The organism is Saccharopolyspora sp. CA-218241 (assembly GCF_050954615.1).
Taxonomy (GTDB): Bacteria; Actinomycetota; Actinomycetes; order Mycobacteriales; family Pseudonocardiaceae; genus Saccharopolyspora; species Saccharopolyspora cebuensis.
In genome coordinates this window covers 2,140,140-2,156,585 of the sequence record NZ_CP191860.1, presented here as the reverse complement: position 1 = coordinate 2,156,585, position 16,446 = coordinate 2,140,140, and the positions used below count along the sequence as shown (strand labels likewise).

Genomic DNA, 16,446 nt, shown 5'->3' with positions numbered 1-16,446 from the left:
GGACGACCGGCTTCAGTTTAAAAAACTATACCTAACTGAGATCGTCTGGACAAGATCCGCACGTCGCCCACCAACGGGGCTGGGCTACTTCGCGCCGAAGAGACCGCGCATCAGGATCGGCTTGGCGGCCTCCTGGAAGTCCATCCCGGGATCGAGATCGCGAATGGTCCCTTCGATGACCAGAAGCGACAGCAGCGGGAAGATGAGCTCCGGCGCGGCGTGCACGCCGAACCTCCGCTGCAGGTCGAACATCTCCCCCGCGAAGGCGATCAGGCTGAAGTCCCTGGCGGGCAGGCCGTGGCTGCGCCGCACCAGGTCGGACATGCGGCGGAGGAACCCGTCGAGATCGGCTTCGGGGCCGGTCCCGGCCGCGCTGCGCACCACGATCTCGGCGCACTTGTCCCCGTTGCCGGTCGACATGTTCATGAAGAATTCCGCGAACAGCCGGCGGAGGCGTTCGCTGAGCCGCACGCTGAACCCGGCGTCGAGCACCACCACCTGCGAGCTCGCGGTGAAGTACAGGTTGCCGGGGTGCATGTCGCAGTGCACGAAGCCGTCGACGAAGATCATCTGGTAGATCGCCGCGAGGCCGGACGCCGCGAACCTCCGGCGCGCGGCCGGGGAACAGCGCTGCGCCGCCTGCGCATCGAGATCCGGGACGAACTCCATCACGATGCAGCGCGGGCGCGACTGCTCCACGTGGACCTTCGGGACCCACACGCGCGGCACGACGGACAGGTTCTCCCGCAATCGACGCAGGTTCTCCGACTCGCGGACGAAGTCGAGCTGCCCCAGCACGGCGTCGGACATGCTGCCGACGACTTCCACCACGGGGAGCCCGCGGAACACCGGCAGCCGCGCGACGATCCCCGCGCCCCTGCGGACCAGGGCCAGGTCCTCGGTCATGGTCCGGGCGACGTCCGGCCTGCGCAGCTTCAACGCGACGACCTCACCGGTCCGCAGCTCACCGCGGTACACGCAGGCGACGCTCCCGGCGGCGACGGGGCGGTGGTCGATCCGGGCGAAGTCGGGGGGGTGAGCGGTGCCGTAGGCCTCCACCAGGGCACGACGGGTCTGCACCAGGTCCATCGGAGCGGCGGAGTCCTGCAGCGAGGACAGCTCGTCGCAGAGCGCGGGCGGCAGGACATCGCGCCGGGTGCCCAGCACCTGACCCGCTTTGATGAACGTCGGCCCGAGCCGGACCAGCAGGGCGGTCAGCCTCCGGTAGGCGCAACTCCGCGCGGCGTCCCGCCCGCGCACCACGGCGAGCAGCAACGCGGCGACAGCCGCCGGGACCAGGTGCGCGACGCCGAGGGCCAGCACCCGGAACGCGCGCCGCGGCAACGCCGCCCGGATGCGGTCGGCGATCGGAGCGCTCACCTCGGACGTGGTCATCGCGGAACCTCCGGTCAGCCCTTGAGGATGCCCGGCACCTCGATGGCCCTGAGCTGGAACGTGGCGTAGTCGCAGTACCAGATCCTGCGACCGTCCCAGGTGAGGCCGGTGGGGTTGCCGTGCACCCAGTACGCGGCGACCTCGCGGCCGCTGTCGATGTCGACGAGGTTGATCAGCCCGCTGCGGTAGTCGGCGTACACCAGGTACCCGTCGGACACGGTGACCCCGGCCACGCCGCGCTCGACCCGGAAGGTGTCGATCAGCGTGAAGTCGACCGGACTCCGCAGGTCGATCACCCGCAGGTCCTCATAACCGAGCCACAGCCCGTCCCGGGTGGCCTCCAGACCGCACAGGGTGTTGCCGGGCCGCGGGTTCGGGTGCTCGCCGAGGACCGCACCCGTCTGCGGGTGGATGACCCGCAGGTCGCGCCGTTCCCCCGCCACCTGGACCAGGTTTCCGCCCAACGTGGTCAGGTCCGTGCGCACGTCCGCGCAGTCGAGGCGGTGCTCGATCGCTCCCGTGTGCGGGTCCACCGCCATGATCTGCTTGAGCACCGATTCCGAGAACCAGAGGAACTCGCCGGACCAGGTCAGTCCGCACAGCTTCAACGCCCGCACCGGGATGTCCCGGACCGAACCCACCGCGTACGGCATCAGACGTTCCCCCGCCCGATCGCGCAATCGAGCCGCCAACCGGTGACGTCCCGGACGCCACGCGTGCGGGGTGGACGGTGCACCACCACTCGGATCTCGTCGCCCTCGTCGACGTCGGTGCTGCGCACCGGCCAGATCCACACCGCCCAGTTGCACCCGGGGTAGGAGGGGAAGTTCGCCAGCGAGACGCCGGCGCCGAAATCCGCCTCGAAGTAGCCCATGACCGCCTGCACCCGGCCGGACCGGCCGATCGGCAACCGGACCACGGACGGGACCTCGTCCGGACGCTCGCCCAGCTCGCCGTCGACCAGCACCACCGGTTCGCCCAGCAACACCGGGTCGCGCTGGAAGAAGTGCAGTTGCGCTTCCGGGCGGACCGATTCGGCGACCACGTCCAGGTGGAAGCCCAGCAGGTCGTCGTGCCACACGCCCCAGCCCTCGGCGTCGAACTCGATGGCCGCGAACCGAGTGACCAGCCGCTGCGGGACGATCCGTCCGCCAGGAGCGAGGTTGCGCCGTGCGACCGCACCCACGACCTCGGCCATCTGCTCTTCCGGACCGAGGTTGCCCATCATCTCCGAGACGATCACGTCCGCCTTGCGGGGCAACCGGACGGCACGCGCATCGCCCTGCAGGAGCGTGATCCGATCGCCGAGGTCGTTGGCCCGGATGATGCGCTCGGCGACCGCGGCCATCTCCGGGTCGGCCTCCACCGCGTAGACGTGCTCGGCACCGTGCCGCAGCGCCAGCATGCCGAGCACCAACGTCCCTGCTCCGACGTCGACCACCACGTCCCCCGGCTCCACGGCGCGTTCCAACGCCTGGTCGTAGGCCCGCATCCGGGGTCCGTCGGCGAGCATTACCTGGTGCATGACCAGCGAACGCTGATCCATGCCCCCTCCAATCGACGTGCGGCCCTCCCGGTCGCCCGGAGGATGAACCGGGAGGGCCCGGCCTCGCGGAGGCCACCGCTATCGGGAATGCAACCAAACCGGGTGCGCGAGCGGCCCGTCAAGCGGCCGAACGAGGGTCAGACGTTCACCGCGGCGTGCTCACCGACGTGCGCGTCGCGCATCGCCAGCCGGACGCCGGTGAGCCGGGCGCGGACCTCGTCCTCCGTCGTGACCAGCGGAGCATCGGCACCGCCCATGCGCAGCTCGGTGCCGGTGGCCTCCATGCCGTTGAGCCGCCCGCTGACGTGCACCGGGTTGGCGGCGTAGAGCACACCGGACGGCGTGACCAGCTCGAACTCGGTGTCCACGTGCAGCTCGCCGGGGAACTTCACGCGGCTGAGGCTGTCCTCGGTGCCCTCGCCCAGGGTGCCACCGGAGACCTTCGGCCAGCTCGCCCGCAGCATCACGCGGCCGCCCAGCTCGTGGCTGTGGCCGGTCACCGCGATCCGCGAGATCTGCGCCTGGATGCCCGGTCCGTCACCGTGCTTTTCGGGACCGAACAGCAGGATCTCGATGCCGGCGGCCTGCTTGTAGTCACCGGCCAGGTCGATGGTGACGGTCCGGCCCCCGACCTCGACGTCGATCGCACCCTCCAAGGAGACCTGCATGATCATCGTCGGATCGACCAGCATGGACATGCAGGGGCCCGCGCTGGGCGCGAAGAACACGCTCGGGGTGAGGCCGACCGGCTGGTTGTCGTCGTCGGCCGGGTACCACGCCTCGGGCAGCGTCGTGCCGCCAGCGACGTTCGGCGCGGGGACGACCTCGAACGGGCCGTCACCGCGCGGGGTGCCGAGGTACGGTCCGGTCAGCGGCTTCTTGAACGGCGGGACGTTGTCGACCACGCCGTTGATGTCGATGACGTTGCGGTGCGCCAGCCGCATCGTGCTCGACTCCAGGATGCCGAACCGGCGGATGTAGAACTCCGCCGGGAAGTTCTTGCCCGGCACGATCTGGCGCACGTGACCGCTGTTGGGCAGGAACGGGTTGGACAGGACCTGGATGCGGTCGTCCAGCTCGTAGCTGTAGCCCTTGATGCCGACCTCGGGGGCGCTGATCAGTTCGAGCCCGAACTGCGCGTACCCCTCGTCGTCGACCTTGTGCGTGAACCCGGGCATCGGCCACTTGTTGAGCTGGACGAAGCCGGACAGGTTGATGGTCTCGCGCCGGCCCGCGTAGTAGTCATCGCCGAACACCACGGTGGCGGCGGCGAGAATGTGCGGGCGGATCGGCTTGGGCTCGATGTTGAGCGACTCGTAGGTCTCCCTGGAACTCAATCCAGACACCTCCAGCGTCTGTCGAGTGCGACGTGGTAGCCGGCGACTGCGGCGACGGGGCTCCGTGGGCATCGCCCCGTCCACGCGAAGCAACGTATAGTTTTTTATAGCTCTCGGTCAACGGGGAGTCGGCGACGAGACGCCACCAGGACGGCGCTTCACCCATCTGCCGGTCGCTGTACCCTCGACCAATAGCCCTACGGGAGCATCGATGCACCCCACACGCATTCAACGAAACTCACTTCATTTTCACGTAACGATGTACTGCGATTGTGCGCCGACCCCTCGGAATCCGGCGCCACGGCGGCTAATCTCGGACCACCGGGCGCGGGAGCCCCGGCCTCGACGACGGGACGAGCCATGACCGAGGACGACCGGGGTCGCGGTGCGGTTTCGATGGCCGTGCTGGGGTGCGCCGACATCGCCTGGCGCCGCACCCTGCCAGCGCTGCGCGGCCAACCGCGCTTGCGCTTGGCCGCGCTCGCCAGCCGGGACCTGCGCCGGGCGCGCGAGTTCGCCGCGCGCTTCGGCGGTGTGCCGGTGACCGACTACCAGCACGTGCTGGACCGCGATGACATCGATGCCGTTTACCTCCCGCTCCCCCCGGCCTTGCACGAGGAGTGGGCGTGCCGCGCGCTGCGCGCGGGCAAGCACGTGCTGGTCGAGAAACCGATGGCGACCTCGGCCGGCGCCGCCGAGCGCATGCTGGCGCTCGCCCGGGAGCAGGACCGCTGGCTCGTCGAGAACATGATGATCGCGCACCACGGCCAGCACGCTGCCGTGCGCGGCCTCATCGCAGCAGGCCGGATCGGACAGCCGCGCGGACTGACCGGGGTATTCGGCATCCCACCACGGCCGCCCACCGACTTCCGCTACGACCCCGCCCTCGGCGGCGGCGCGCTGCTCGACCTCGGCGTGTACCCCCTGCGGGCCGCCGCGTTGCTGTTGCCCGGCGAATGGGAACCGGCGGGTGCCGCACTCCGGGTCGATCAGCGCACCGGCGTAGACCTCAGCGGCCATGCGCTGCTGCGCGGTGCCCTCGGCTCGGTGGCGCACGTGTCATTCGGCTTCGAGTTCGCCTATCGCTGCGCCTACTCCATCTGGGGAGCCGAAGGGCGGTTGGTGCTCGACCGCGCGTTCACGCCTCCACCGACGCGACGACCGGTCATCCGGATCGAGCGCGGTGGGCACGTCGAGGAACTCCCACTGCACGCGGAAGACCAGTTCGCAGCCTCCCTCCGCGCATTCGCGGACGCGGTGCTCGACGGGCGTCCTCCGGCTCACGATGCCACCGACGTGCTCGCCCAGGCCCGGCTCGTCGACAAGGTGCGGGCTCGAGCCGTCGAAATCCCGGTATGACGGTTGGTCCACCCCGAACCAGTCGCCGAACCCGTCCGAGGAGGAAGCCGTGGCATCCCACCAGGAAGCGATCCTGGACATGGTGCGCGAGCACCACGCCGAGCAGGAAGGCGGGGAGTTCGTTCCCGGAAGCACACCGATCCTGTCCTCCGGAGCGGTGCTCGACGCCGAAGACCGCGCCGCGCTCGTCGCTGCCGCCCTGGACCTGCGCATCGCCGCCGGACCGTACGCGCAGCAGTTCGAGCGGTTCTTCGCTCGCTACCTCGGCGTCCGGCGGGTGCTGCTGACCAACTCGGGATCATCGGCGAACCTGCTCGCACTCACGGCGCTGACCGCACGGGAGCTCGGTGACCGTCGCCTCCGCCCAGGAGACGAGGTGATCACGGTCGCCGCGGGATTCCCGACGACGGTGAACCCGATCGTGCAGAACCAGCTCGTCCCCGTGTTCGTCGACATCGACCCCCGCACCTACAACACGACGGCCGCGCACGTCGAGGCGGCCATCGGACCGCGGACCCGAGCGATCATGGTGGCTCACGCGTTCGGCAATCCCTTCGAGGCGGCGGAGATCGCAGCACTCGCGCAGCGCCACGGACTGTGGCTGATCGAGGACAACTGCGATGCCGTGGGCTCCCGATACGGAGGAGAGCTGACCGGCACGTTCGGACACCTGAGCACGGTGAGCTTCTACCCGGCCCACCACATCACGATGGGCGAAGGCGGGTGCGTCGCCACCGACGACCTGGCGCTGGCCCGCCTCGTGGAGTCCTACCGCGACTGGGGACGGGACTGCTGGTGCAAGCCCGGCGAGGACAACAAGTGCCGGAAGCGATTCGGCTACGAGGTGGGCACCCTACCGCCGGGCTACGACCACAAATACATCTTCTCCCACCTCGGCTACAACTTGAAGACGACCGACCTGCAAGCCGCGCTCGGACTCAGCCAGCTCGCGAAGATCGACGACTTCGGCGAGCGGCGCAAGCGGAACTGGCATCGGCTCCGCACCGGGCTGGACGGCTTGCCCGGCCTGCGGATGCCCGAAGCCACCCCGGGCAGCGATCCGAGCTGGTTCAGCTTCGTGCTCTCCGTCGAACCGGACGCGCCCTTCGGCCGGTCCGCTCTGCGGTCCTACCTGGAGCAACGGCAAATCCGCACCCGCGCCCTGTTCAGCGGGAACCTGGTCCGCCACCCCGCCTACGACTCGGTGGAGTACCGGGTCGCCGGGGAACTGGAGCACAGCGATGCCGCCACCGAGCAAACGATCTGCCTCGGCGTGTACCCGGGGATCAACGACCGGATGATCGAGTACATGGTGGGAGAGCTCCACGCCTTCGTCCGCGCGCGGACGTGACGTGGTCGAGCCCGTCGCCGGGGATCAGCGGTGCAGCGACAGGAACGGAACCTCGTCGGCGGGCGGTGAATGGCGCGACGATGTCGTCGATACCCGTGATGCCGTGCTCGAGCGCCCGCGAGCGCTCGGTTCAGGCGGGAACCATCGTCGCGCGCGGTGGCAGGAGGATCATTTCCCACGCACGACTGCGCGATGTGGTGGACATGGTGACTGCGTCCGAACTGCATTGGCCCTCCAGCAATGAGTCGTTGACCGAATGGCGAGATCGATGGCGCATCGTTCAAGTGCCGATCACAGCTGCTGCACGCGAAGTGCGCTGGGGCCGGGTGAACTGCCGACGACCGAGCACTGAACCCGCCCTGGATCCGCCAAATGACGAAGAACACGCCTTGAAACCCGTTCTGGGGATTGAGGAAACCCGGACGGGGCAGCGGTAATCGAGAGCGAGCCGGATCGCGGCTTCCCGCCGTTCGGAAATTCGGTCGAGCGGGCTGGAACCGGCATCGCGGTGCGCCACGATCAGCGGGAAGCGGGACGGGCTCCGGCGGGAATCGCCGCCTGCCCGGCGGCAACCAAGGGCAGATCCGCGGAACGAGCGGTCAACCCGGCTGTCCCGACCACGATCGACCGGCACCCGTCCGGTGCCGGTCGATGCCCGACGCGGCACCGGTGACCAGGATCGAGGTGCCGCTCATCGGCCCGCGCCGAGGAGCGCGTCGACGTCGGCGTAGCGGCCCAGACCCGCGCGGTCCAGCTCGATGCCGAGCCCGGGACCTTCCGGGATGGGGAGCATGCCGTCGGCGTCGAGGGTCCACGGCGCGGTGCGGATCTCGTCGACGTACGGGGAGCCGGTGACGTACTCGACGAGGTCGGTGTCGGGCAGCGCGGAGGCGATCTGGAGGTCGGTGGCCAGGCCGACGGCGGTGTTCCAGCCGTGCGGGATCAGCCGGATCCCGCGGTCGTGCGCGGTCCAGCCGATGCGGCGCAGCTCGCTGATGCCGCCGACCTTGGTGACATCGGGCTGGACGACGTCGAGGGCTCCGCGTTCCAGCCAGGGCTGGAAGCTCTGGCGCCTGGTCAGGACCTCACCGCCGGCGATCGGGACCGGGGCGTGTTCGCGCAGCCGGGCGTAGTCGTCGATCGCGTCCGGTGGCAGCGGCTCCTCGAACCAGTCGACGTCGTGCTCGGCGAGCATGTGGGCGGTGCGCAGGGCCCACTTGTAGCCCTGGCGCCACGCGCCGTCGCTCGCCCCCGCGTCGACCATGAGCAGCGCGTCCGGGCCCACCGCCTCGCGAGCGGCGGCGACGATGCGCTCGTCCACCGCGGACGTGGTCCGGCCGAAGGGGCCCCAGCCGATCTTGAACGCGGTCCAGCCCGCCTCGACCAGCGGGCGCAGCCGCTGGACCATCCGGTCGGGTTCGGCCATGAGCAGCGAGGCGTAGGGCCGCACCCGGTCCCGGTGACGTCCGCCCAGCAGCCGGCCCACGGGCTGCCCGGTGGCCCGGCCCAGCAGGTCCCACAGCGCGGAGTCGATCCCGCTGATCGCGTGGGTGACCGAGCCGCCGCGGCCCAGCCAGAACGTGGTCCGGTGCAGCTTCTCGGCGACCCGCTCGGGTTCCAGCGCGTGCTCGCCGAGCAGCAGCGGGCGCAGCACCTCCAGCGCGCCGCGCACCAGCGCCTCGCTGGTGAACACGCTGCCCACCCCCACCGCACCGGCGTCGGTGTGCACGGCCACGAGGGTGTGGACGACGTCGTCGGGCTGGAGCTCCTCGGTCCATCCGCCTTCGGGGGTGGCGCCGCGCAGCCCGGCCGCGCGGATGTCGGTGATCTTCATGAGGTCCTTCCCCGGTGGAGCCACCACCCGAGTCGTCGCCGGTGCTCGCCGGCGGGGCCCGCTGCTCGCGGTCGCCAGGACCGCACCCGTCCCGAAGGTACGACGCGAATGGCAGATGGTCAACCATCTACCGGATGAGACCACCCGGGTCCGCCCGGCGGTGCGGTCAGTCCCCCAGGTAGAACCCGATGTGCTGGACGACGTCGTCGTCCAGGGCGTCGGCGTCGCCGCGGCGCAGAGCCGCGAGCAGGGCCCGGTGCTGACCGGGGATCTCGTCGGGGTCGGCGTGGCGGGGGGCGTCCCGGAGGAAGTAGGCCCGGACCCGCGGCAGGATCGTGCGCCAGATCTGCAGGCTCTGGGTGTGCCCGCTCGCGCTGATCACGGCCTCGTGGAAGGCGACGTCGAGATCGGCGAGCCGTTCAGCCGCCCCGTCGTCGCCGGGCCCGACCCGCTCCATCTCGGCGACGAGCCGCTCGAGCTCGGCGACCAGGGCGCCGCGGTCCGGGAGCGCGACGACTTCGCGGAACGCGAACCGCTCGATCGCCGTCCGGATCGGCACCAGCACCTCGCGCACCTCGCGCTGGGAGATGCCGGCGACCTCGGCACCGCGGTAGAGGTGCGAGACGACCAGCCCCTCCTGCTCGAGGACCATGATCGCCTCGCGGACCGGGCCGCGGCTCACGCCGGAACGCGCCGAGATGTCCCGTTCGACGAGCCGGTCGCCCGGCTTCAACTCGCCGCTGGCGATCGCCCCGCGAAGCCAGGACAGGATCCAATCGCGCCGGGACACCGGCATCGCCGACGTCGGTGCTGAGTTGCGCACGCTCTTCCAGTTCTGGGAGTCGGTTCGCCGGACGCACCCAGCATAGGGCACGGCGGTGGAGCAGGTAGACGGTCGACCATCCGCCATCCGCGGTTCAGCTCCAGCCGTGGCCCGCTCCCGGCCGGAAGGAGATCCGCCGGTCACCGAACATCGGGAGGCCCCGTGCCGGGGCGGGCGGGGTGGACTCGTCCGGGGCGCTCGACCGTAGACTGGCGGGCACTGGAGGTGCGATGCTCGGACTCGGTGAGCTGGAGCTGAAGGTGATGGACGTCCTGTGGACGGCCGAGGACCAGCTCCGCGTGCGCGACGTGCTCGACCGGCTCTCCGCCGAGCGGACGTTCGCCTACACCACGATCATGACGGTCCTCGACCACCTGCACGACAAGGGCTGGGTGCGGCGCACCCGGGTCGGGCGCGGCTACCGCTACTGGCCCGTGCGCTCGCGCGAGGAGGCGGGTGCGCACGTGCTGCGCGAGGTGCTCGACTCCTCCGGCGATTCCGAGTCGGTCCTGCTGCACTTCGCCGCCTCGGTCTCCGAGCGCGAGTCGGAGCTGCTGCGGCGAGCGCTGGAGAACGGGCGTGGGACACCATGACGGTGGCCCTCGGCCTGCTCATCGGCGCGGTCGTGATCGCCGTCTTCGGGCCGGTGTACCTGCGCGCCCTGCTCCGCCCGCGCGTGCGCCCCGGCATCGCGCTGGCCGGGTGGGTCGCGTCCCCGCTGGTGGCCATCGGCGCCGCGATCACCGGTGCGGCGCTGCTGGTGGTCCCGGACGGCGCGTCCGTGGACGGTCTCATCGGCATGGCGCGGAGTTGCGTCAACGTGGTGCACGGCGACCCGGCGGCCTGGGGGTACGTGGCCCGGCTCGGCGGTGCCGCGCTCGTGGCGGCGGCGGTGCTGCGCGTGCTGGTCGTGGCCGCCGGGATCGTCCGCAAGGAGGCCGCGCTGCGGCGCCGCCACCTGACCGCGGTGCGGTTGCTCTCCGGCGAGGACCCGGACTCGCGGGTGCTGTGGCTGGACCAGGCCGTGCCGGTGGCCTACAGCATCGGCGGTCGGCACGGCGCGATCGTGGCGACCACCGGCGTGCGGCACCTCGCCCCCGAGGCCCGGGAGGCGGTCCTCGCGCACGAGCGCGCCCACCTGTCCGGGCGGCACCACGCACTGGTCCGGCTGGTGACCGCGCTGGCCAAGGCGCTGCCGTTCGTGCCGCTGTTCCGCGCCGCACACCCGGCCGTGCGCGTGCTCGTCGAGCTCGCCGCCGATGCCGGGGCGGCCCGGCACTGCGGTGCGAGTTCGGTGTGCGCGGCGCTGCGGGCGGTGACCGGCGAGGTGGTGCCCACGACGTCGCTGGCGATGTCGCGGGAGTCGGTGCAGCTGCGGCTGCACTGGCTGCAGGCCGCGCCCCCGGGCGGTCGGCACCGGGCGAGCTGCGTGGCCGCCGTGGTCGCCTCGGCGTCCCCGGCCGTCCTCGCGATCGGTGCCGCCGCGTGCCTGGTGCTCCTGTACTGCCTCGGCCTCGAAATCCTCTGACCGCGCAGGCGCCCGCGCCCGCGATCCCCGCTGCCCGCGGTGGGACCGCCGTGGGCAGCGGCACCGGCCTTCGCGGCCCCCGCCCCAACTACTACGTCACGTAGTAGCTAGGCTCGGGGCAGCCGAGCGAGGGAGAGTGGTGACCGATGGGTGGCACCAGCGCGAAGAGGAAATGGCTGAACGTGACCGCGGCGGTGCTCGTCGCGGTGGTCGCGTTCCTGCTGGGGCACTTGGTGACGTCCCAGGGCGGGTCGAACCAGGCCGCGCCGCAGCAGGCCGAGCAGCAGCAGGAGAGCCCGCTGGCGAAGCTGGCGCGCCGGACCCCCGGCGACCCGCTGGCGCTGGGCAGGCATGACGCCCCGGTCGTCATGCTCAACTACGGCGATTACCGGTGCCCGTTCTGCGCGAAGTTCTCCCAGGACATCGAGCCCGAACTGATCAAGCGCTACGTCGACAACGGCGTCCTGCGCCTCGAGTGGCGGGACTTCCCGATCTTCGGCGAGGAGTCGATCGAAGCCGCCAAGGCCGGGCGCGCCGCGGCCGCCCAAGGCAAGTTCTGGGAGTACCTGGGCGCGATCTACCACGATTCCCCGGGTCGGGGGCATCCGCCGCTGCCGCACGACACGCTCATCGACTACGCCGAGCAGGTCGGGATCACCGACATCGCCCGGTTCGAGGCCGACATGAACAGCCCCGCCACCATGTCCGCCATCCAGGCCGACGCGATGGAAGGTTCCGAGATCGGCGTGTCGAGCACCCCGACGTTCCTGGTCAACGGTGATCCGATCCTCGGCGCCCAGCCGCTAGACCAGTTCGTCCAGGCCATCGAACAGGCGAAGGCCGCGGCGGAATGAGCGAGATCGGTCTGCTCGGCGCCTTCTTCGGCGGGTTGCTGACGCTGCTCAGCCCGTGCGCGGCGATGCTCCTGCCGTCCTTCTTCGCCTACGCCTTCGACGGACTCGGCAGGCTGGTCGCCCGGACCGCGGTCTTCTACCTGGGACTGGCGACCACGCTGGTCCCGCTCGGGGCCGCGGCCGGGCTCTTCGGCGCGCTGCTGACCCAGCACCGCACGACGGTGACCGTGGTCAGCGGTCTGGTGCTGATCGCCTTGGGACTGCTGCAGATCTCCGGCAAGGGTTTCGGGTTCGCCGCGGCGCAGCGGATGACCGGCCGCATCCGGATCTCCTCCGGGCTGTCGGTGTACGCGCTCGGCACGGTCTACGGGCTGGCCGGGTTCTGCGCCGGGCCGCTGCTGGGCAGCGTGCTCACCGTCTCGGCCGCCGGGGGCGAGCCGCTCTACGGCGCGATCCTGCTCGCCGTGTTCGCGCTCGGCATGGCTTTCCCGCTGTTCCTGCTGGCGCTCCTGTGGGAGCGGTTCCAGCTCGGCCGGCGGGCGTGGTTGCGCGGACGCGAGGTCGCCATCGGGCCGCTGCGCCTGCACACCACGAACATCATCTCCGGCCTGGTCTTCGTCGCCATCGGCCTGATGTTCGTCCTCACCGAGGGCACCGCGAACCTCGGCGGGTTGTCCGATGTGGACAGCCAATTCGCGGTGCAGGCGTGGTTGCAGCAGACCATCGCCGGAATCTCGAACACCACCGTGCTGCTGGTGCTCGCGGTGGCCGCCCTCGCCGTGGTGCTGTGGCGGATCGCGCGCCTGCGCCGCGCCGAACGCGCCGGATCCGCCGCCGTCGGCGAGCGGGAGAGCTGACCGGCCCGCGCGACGCCGGTGGGTCGGGACCCACCGACGTCGCGCTGCTCACGTCAGCGCCAGCATTCCGGCGAACGCCGTCCCGGTCACCAGCACCGTCGACACCGCTCCGAGCACGAACGCCTTGGGGCCGGTCCGGACCAGGTCCACGACCCGGACCGCACTGCCCAGGGCGAACAACGCCGCCGTCAGCAGCACCGCCGTCACCTGCTGCGCCCCGTGCAGCACCGGCGGCGGCAACACCCCGAGGCTGCGCACCGCCACCGCGACCAGGAACCCGACGACGAACAACGGCAGCAACGGCGGGCGCTTCCCGCCCGCGGCGGTGGTCTCGCGCCGCCGCACCACGCCGACGAGGGCCACCACCGGCGCCAGCAGCACCACCCGGCTGAGCTTGACCACGACGGCGATCGCCACCGCCGCACCGCCCATCGGCGAGGCCGCGGCCACCACTTGCGCGACCTCGTGCACGCCGGCCCCGGCGATCCGCCCGAATTCCGCGCCCGAGAGCCCCCACTCGGCGCCGAGCACCGGCAGCAGCAGCATCGAGAGGCTGCCGAACACCGTCACCAGCGCCACCGCGGTCGCCACGTCTTCGTCCTTCCGGTCGACCACGCCCTCCACCGCCGCGATCGCCGACGCCCCGCAGATCGAAAAGCCGGTCGCCACCAGCAACGACAACCCCCGCGACACGCCGAGCCACCGCCCCAGCAGCACCGTGCCCGCGAACGTCACCGCCACGACCACCACGACCGCCACCACGGTCCCGGCGCCCAGGCCGAGCACCTGACCGACCGCGAGCTGGAGCCCCAGCAGCACCACCCCGAGCCGCAGCGATCGCCGCATCGTCCACGCCAGCCCCGGCCGCACCGCCCCCGGCACCACCGGCAGGTTGCCGACCACGACGCCCAGCAGCACCGCCAACGTCAGCGAACTCACCGCGGGCACCAGGACCGCGACCGACATCGACACCGCCGTCCCGGCGACCGCCACCGCCACTCCCGGCCACCGCCGCATCACCGCGGACGTCTGCTGCGCGTTCCCCGTCTCAGCCACGTGCCCAGCGTCGCCAGCGGAACCACCCGCGCGTAGCCGTCGACCGGACAGGACGTCATAACCCCGCTGCATGCCCAGCACCGGCGCATCCCCCGGCCGCAGCGCCCCGATGCCTATCCTCGGGGCATGACCGCGCCCGACTCCGAATCACTGCGCCTGCTCGTCCTCGTCGGCGAACTCGGCAGCATCGGAGCCGCCGCCAGCGAGCTGCGGGTCAGCCAACCCGCCGCCAGCAAGCGCCTCACCAGCCTCGAACGCCGCCTCGGGCTCGAACTCGTCGAACGCACCCGCCAGGGCTGCACGCTCACCCCGGCCGGGGTCGTCGTCACCGACTGGGCCCGCCAGGTCCTCGCCCACGTCGACGGTCTGATGAACGGGGTCCGCGCCTTGCGCGCCCAGCAGCAGTCCCGGCTGCGCGTCGCCGCGAGCATGACCATCGCCGAGTACCTCGCCCCCGGCTGGATCAGCGAACTGCGCCGCGCCTTCCCGGAAAGCCACCTCGAACTCGACGTCACCAACTCGGCCACCGTCGTGGAAGCCATCCGCCACGGACGCGCCGACCTCGGCTTCGTCGAGACCCCGATCGCCCCGGAAGGCGTCTCGGTCCGCCACGTCACCCGCGATCGCATGGTCCTGGTGGTCCCGCCCGACCACCCCTGGGCCCGGCTCCGCCGCCCCCTCGACCCCACCGAGCTCGCCGCCACCCCGCTCATCGTCCGCGAACGCGGTTCCGGCACGCGCGAGACCCTGTACCGCGCCCTCGCCGACCTCGGCGCCGATCCCGTCGCTCCCCTGCTGGAACTGCACTCCACCACCGCCGTGCGCAACTCCGTCGTCGCCGGTGCCGGCCCCTCGGTGCTGAGCATCCTCGCCGTCGGCACCGACCTCGCCGAACGCCGCGTCACCGAGGTCGACGTCGACGGGATCGACCTGCGCCGACCGCTGCGCGCCGTCTGGCGCTCCGGCCTGCAGCTCACCGGTCCCGCCGCCGCACTGCTGGCCACCGCCATGCGCACCCGCGATGGCCGGCCGGCGCGGTGACGGCCGCCGCGCTCAGCCGGCGTACCGCTCCTGCAACCGCCGACCGGTCCGGTCCGGCCGCAGGAACAGCAGGGCGACGACGCCGGCCACCAGGAGGACGACGCCGGTCAAGGCGAAACCGTGGTGCAGCCCGGCGGCCATGCTCTCCACCATGTCCGGGGTGGACTGGCGCCCCGGCGCGGGGGACCGGTACCCCGCCGCGTCCATCAGGACGCCGATGACGAACGGCGAGCAGATCGCCCCGACCGAGGCGACGCCGCCCAGCACCGCCATCACCAGACCGCGCTGGGCCGGGGCGACGGCGTAGGCCAGCGCGCTGGGCAGCATCGGGTAGACGATGCTGCAACCGGCGGCCACCGTGAGCAGCACGACCGCGAGCGCACCCCCGGCGGCGGGCAGCAGCAGGAACGCGACACCTGCGACGACGGCCGCGACGCCGAACGGCACGGCGATCGCGGCCCGAACGCTCGCGCCGCCGCGCATCAGCCGGCGACCGACCAGGCCCAGCCCCAGCAGCAGCCCGGCACCGAACAACCACGGCAGGGTGGAGACCACGCCCACCTCGCCCAGCGAGAGCCCGATGACCCCGGTGAGGTACTGCGGCGACCAGGTGGTGAGGAAACCCTGGGTCCAGAAGTTGCCGAACCCGCCGATCACCGCGGCCGCGAAGGAACCGCTCAGCAGCAGGGCGCGGGTCGGGACGACGCGCTGCCCGTCGAACCCCGACCCCTCGAACCCCGGCCCGGCGGCGGCCTCGGACCGGGTCGGCGGCTCCGCCGCGCGGTCGGCGCCGGATGCCCGGGCGCGCCGGACGGCGAACGGCCCGTCCGATCCGGCCAGCAGCCAGGCCACCGACCACACGATCCCGACGATGCCCAGCACGCCGAAGGCCCACCGCCAGCCGAACGCGACGATCACCCAGGCCAGCGCCGGGGCGGCGATCACCGGACCGAGCGCGGATCCCGCGGCGACCAGGTTGCTCGGCAGGGCCCGGTCCTCGGGGGCGTACCAGCCGTGCACCGAGGCGAGCGACATCGCGGTCGCCGGGCCCTCGGCGCCGCCGAGCAGGATCCGGGTGACCAGGAGGACGGCCGCACCGCCACCGAGCAGCATCGGGAACTGCACGAGGGCCCAGAGCACGCCCATCGCGAGCAGGATCCAGGTGACCGACACCCGCCGGGACAGGATCCCGACGGCGAAGGAGACCGCGGAGTAGAGGAAGAAGAATGCGCTGCCGATGAAGCCGAACTCGACGGCCGAGATGCCGAGCTCGGGGATCGCCTCCCCGGCCACCAGGCCGAGGACCGCCTTGTCGGCGAAGGCGATGATCTGGAAGGCGAGCAGCATCGCGGTGACGGTCCAGGCGCGGCGGTTCATCCGTCCCCGCCGGACGGCGCCGGTCAGCGTCGCGGAGCCGGGCACGTCGGTCGGTGTGGACATGGTTCTCCGTTCGGTCCGGTGCGGG

The 16,446-nt window shown here is 71.7% G+C and carries 15 protein-coding genes; 7 read left to right on the top strand and 8 right to left on the bottom strand.

The window, feature by feature from the left end; all coding sequences use genetic code 11:
• Positions 1-84: 84 nt before the first annotated feature.
• From ACQP0T_RS10555 to ACQP0T_RS10540, 4 genes are all read right to left on the bottom strand, one after another.
• Positions 85-1,395, bottom strand: coding sequence for an ABC1 kinase family protein (locus ACQP0T_RS10555; protein WP_433872560.1), 1,311 nt, complete (start codon positions 1,393-1,395; stop codon positions 85-87).
• Between the two features lie 14 nt (positions 1,396-1,409).
• Positions 1,410-2,048 (bottom strand): hypothetical protein, encoded by a 639-nt coding sequence (locus ACQP0T_RS10550; RefSeq protein WP_433872558.1) that lies wholly within the window; start codon positions 2,046-2,048, stop codon positions 1,410-1,412.
• Entirely contained in the window at positions 2,048-2,941 is an 894-nt protein-coding gene (locus ACQP0T_RS10545) for a methyltransferase domain-containing protein (protein ID WP_433872556.1), read from the bottom strand. The genes ACQP0T_RS10550 and ACQP0T_RS10545 overlap by 1 nt, the downstream gene beginning before the upstream one ends.
• A 137-nt stretch (positions 2,942-3,078) precedes the next feature.
• Positions 3,079-4,278 carry a DUF6004 family protein gene (locus ACQP0T_RS10540; protein WP_433872554.1) on the bottom strand — a complete coding sequence of 400 codons (1,200 nt, stop codon included), beginning with the start codon at positions 4,276-4,278 and terminating at the stop codon, positions 3,079-3,081.
• Between the two features lie 360 nt (positions 4,279-4,638).
• Between ACQP0T_RS10540 and ACQP0T_RS10535 the strand changes: the two genes are divergently transcribed.
• Positions 4,639-5,637 carry a Gfo/Idh/MocA family protein gene (locus tag ACQP0T_RS10535; protein WP_433872552.1) on the top strand — a complete coding sequence of 333 codons (999 nt, stop codon included), beginning with the start codon at positions 4,639-4,641 and terminating at the stop codon, positions 5,635-5,637.
• 49 nt (positions 5,638-5,686) lie between these two features.
• On the top strand, positions 5,687-6,988 hold the full coding sequence (gene rfbH / locus ACQP0T_RS10530) for a lipopolysaccharide biosynthesis protein RfbH (RefSeq protein WP_433872551.1): 1,302 nt from the start codon (positions 5,687-5,689) through the stop codon (positions 6,986-6,988).
• Positions 6,989-7,679: 691 nt separating this feature from the next.
• On the opposite strand, the gene ACQP0T_RS10525 is transcribed toward rfbH, so the two are convergent.
• Both ACQP0T_RS10525 and ACQP0T_RS10520 read right to left on the bottom strand, forming a co-directional pair.
• A complete protein-coding gene (locus tag ACQP0T_RS10525) occupies positions 7,680-8,822 on the bottom strand; it encodes a mandelate racemase/muconate lactonizing enzyme family protein (protein ID WP_433872549.1) in 1,143 nt (380 codons plus the stop codon).
• Positions 8,823-8,988: 166 nt separating this feature from the next.
• Entirely contained in the window at positions 8,989-9,645 is a 657-nt protein-coding gene (locus ACQP0T_RS10520) for a GntR family transcriptional regulator (protein WP_433872547.1), read from the bottom strand.
• Between the two features lie 230 nt (positions 9,646-9,875).
• Between ACQP0T_RS10520 and ACQP0T_RS10515 the strand changes: the two genes are divergently transcribed.
• From ACQP0T_RS10515 to ACQP0T_RS10500, 4 genes are all read left to right on the top strand, one after another.
• The gene (locus ACQP0T_RS10515) at positions 9,876-10,238 is read left to right on the top strand and encodes a BlaI/MecI/CopY family transcriptional regulator (protein WP_433872545.1); all 363 of its coding nucleotides are present in this window, start codon (positions 9,876-9,878) and stop codon (positions 10,236-10,238) included.
• Positions 10,235-11,173, top strand: coding sequence for a M56 family metallopeptidase (locus ACQP0T_RS10510; protein ID WP_433872543.1), 939 nt, complete (start codon positions 10,235-10,237; stop codon positions 11,171-11,173). The genes ACQP0T_RS10515 and ACQP0T_RS10510 overlap by 4 nt, the downstream gene beginning before the upstream one ends.
• 146 nt (positions 11,174-11,319) lie before the next feature.
• A complete protein-coding gene (locus ACQP0T_RS10505; RefSeq protein WP_433872541.1) occupies positions 11,320-12,027 on the top strand; it encodes a DsbA family protein in 708 nt (235 codons plus the stop codon).
• Positions 12,024-12,884 carry a cytochrome c biogenesis CcdA family protein gene (locus tag ACQP0T_RS10500; protein WP_433872539.1) on the top strand — a complete coding sequence of 287 codons (861 nt, stop codon included), beginning with the start codon at positions 12,024-12,026 and terminating at the stop codon, positions 12,882-12,884. The genes ACQP0T_RS10505 and ACQP0T_RS10500 overlap by 4 nt, the downstream gene beginning before the upstream one ends.
• A 48-nt stretch (positions 12,885-12,932) precedes the next feature.
• Here ACQP0T_RS10500 and ACQP0T_RS10495 read toward each other — a convergent pair whose 3' ends face one another.
• Positions 12,933-13,901 carry a YeiH family protein gene (locus ACQP0T_RS10495; RefSeq protein WP_433873663.1) on the bottom strand — a complete coding sequence of 323 codons (969 nt, stop codon included), beginning with the start codon at positions 13,899-13,901 and terminating at the stop codon, positions 12,933-12,935.
• 165 nt (positions 13,902-14,066) lie between these two features.
• On the opposite strand from ACQP0T_RS10495, the gene ACQP0T_RS10490 reads away from it, so the two are divergent.
• Positions 14,067-14,981: a LysR family transcriptional regulator gene (locus ACQP0T_RS10490; RefSeq protein ID WP_433872537.1), complete on the top strand. Its 915-nt coding sequence runs from the start codon at positions 14,067-14,069 to the stop codon at positions 14,979-14,981.
• 12 nt (positions 14,982-14,993) lie between these two features.
• On the opposite strand, the gene ACQP0T_RS10485 is transcribed toward ACQP0T_RS10490, so the two are convergent.
• The gene (locus ACQP0T_RS10485) at positions 14,994-16,421 is read right to left on the bottom strand and encodes an MFS transporter (RefSeq protein WP_433872535.1); all 1,428 of its coding nucleotides are present in this window, start codon (positions 16,419-16,421) and stop codon (positions 14,994-14,996) included.
• Between the last annotated feature and the right edge of the window lie 25 nt (positions 16,422-16,446).

Bases quoted from the DNA above. Each gene is read 5' to 3' on its own strand.
- ACQP0T_RS10505 (WP_433872541.1), top strand. From the start codon at position 11,320: ATGGGTGGCACCAGCGCGAAGAGGAAATGGCTGAACGTGACCGCGGCG.
- ACQP0T_RS10495 (WP_433873663.1), bottom strand. From the start codon at position 13,901: ATGCGGCGGTGGCCGGGAGTGGCGGTGGCGGTCGCCGGGACGGCGGTG.
- ACQP0T_RS10500 (WP_433872539.1), top strand. From the start codon at position 12,024: ATGAGCGAGATCGGTCTGCTCGGCGCCTTCTTCGGCGGGTTGCTGACG.
- ACQP0T_RS10545 (WP_433872556.1), bottom strand. From the start codon at position 2,941: ATGGATCAGCGTTCGCTGGTCATGCACCAGGTAATGCTCGCCGACGGA.
- ACQP0T_RS10555 (WP_433872560.1), bottom strand. From the start codon at position 1,395: ATGACCACGTCCGAGGTGAGCGCTCCGATCGCCGACCGCATCCGGGCG.
- ACQP0T_RS10515 (WP_433872545.1), top strand. From the start codon at position 9,876: ATGCTCGGACTCGGTGAGCTGGAGCTGAAGGTGATGGACGTCCTGTGG.
- ACQP0T_RS10485 (WP_433872535.1), bottom strand. From the start codon at position 16,421: ATGTCCACACCGACCGACGTGCCCGGCTCCGCGACGCTGACCGGCGCC.
- ACQP0T_RS10535 (WP_433872552.1), top strand. From the start codon at position 4,639: ATGACCGAGGACGACCGGGGTCGCGGTGCGGTTTCGATGGCCGTGCTG.
- ACQP0T_RS10510 (WP_433872543.1), top strand. From the start codon at position 10,235: ATGACGGTGGCCCTCGGCCTGCTCATCGGCGCGGTCGTGATCGCCGTC.
- ACQP0T_RS10525 (WP_433872549.1), bottom strand. From the start codon at position 8,822: ATGAAGATCACCGACATCCGCGCGGCCGGGCTGCGCGGCGCCACCCCC.
- ACQP0T_RS10550 (WP_433872558.1), bottom strand. From the start codon at position 2,048: ATGCCGTACGCGGTGGGTTCGGTCCGGGACATCCCGGTGCGGGCGTTG.
- ACQP0T_RS10490 (WP_433872537.1), top strand. From the start codon at position 14,067: ATGACCGCGCCCGACTCCGAATCACTGCGCCTGCTCGTCCTCGTCGGC.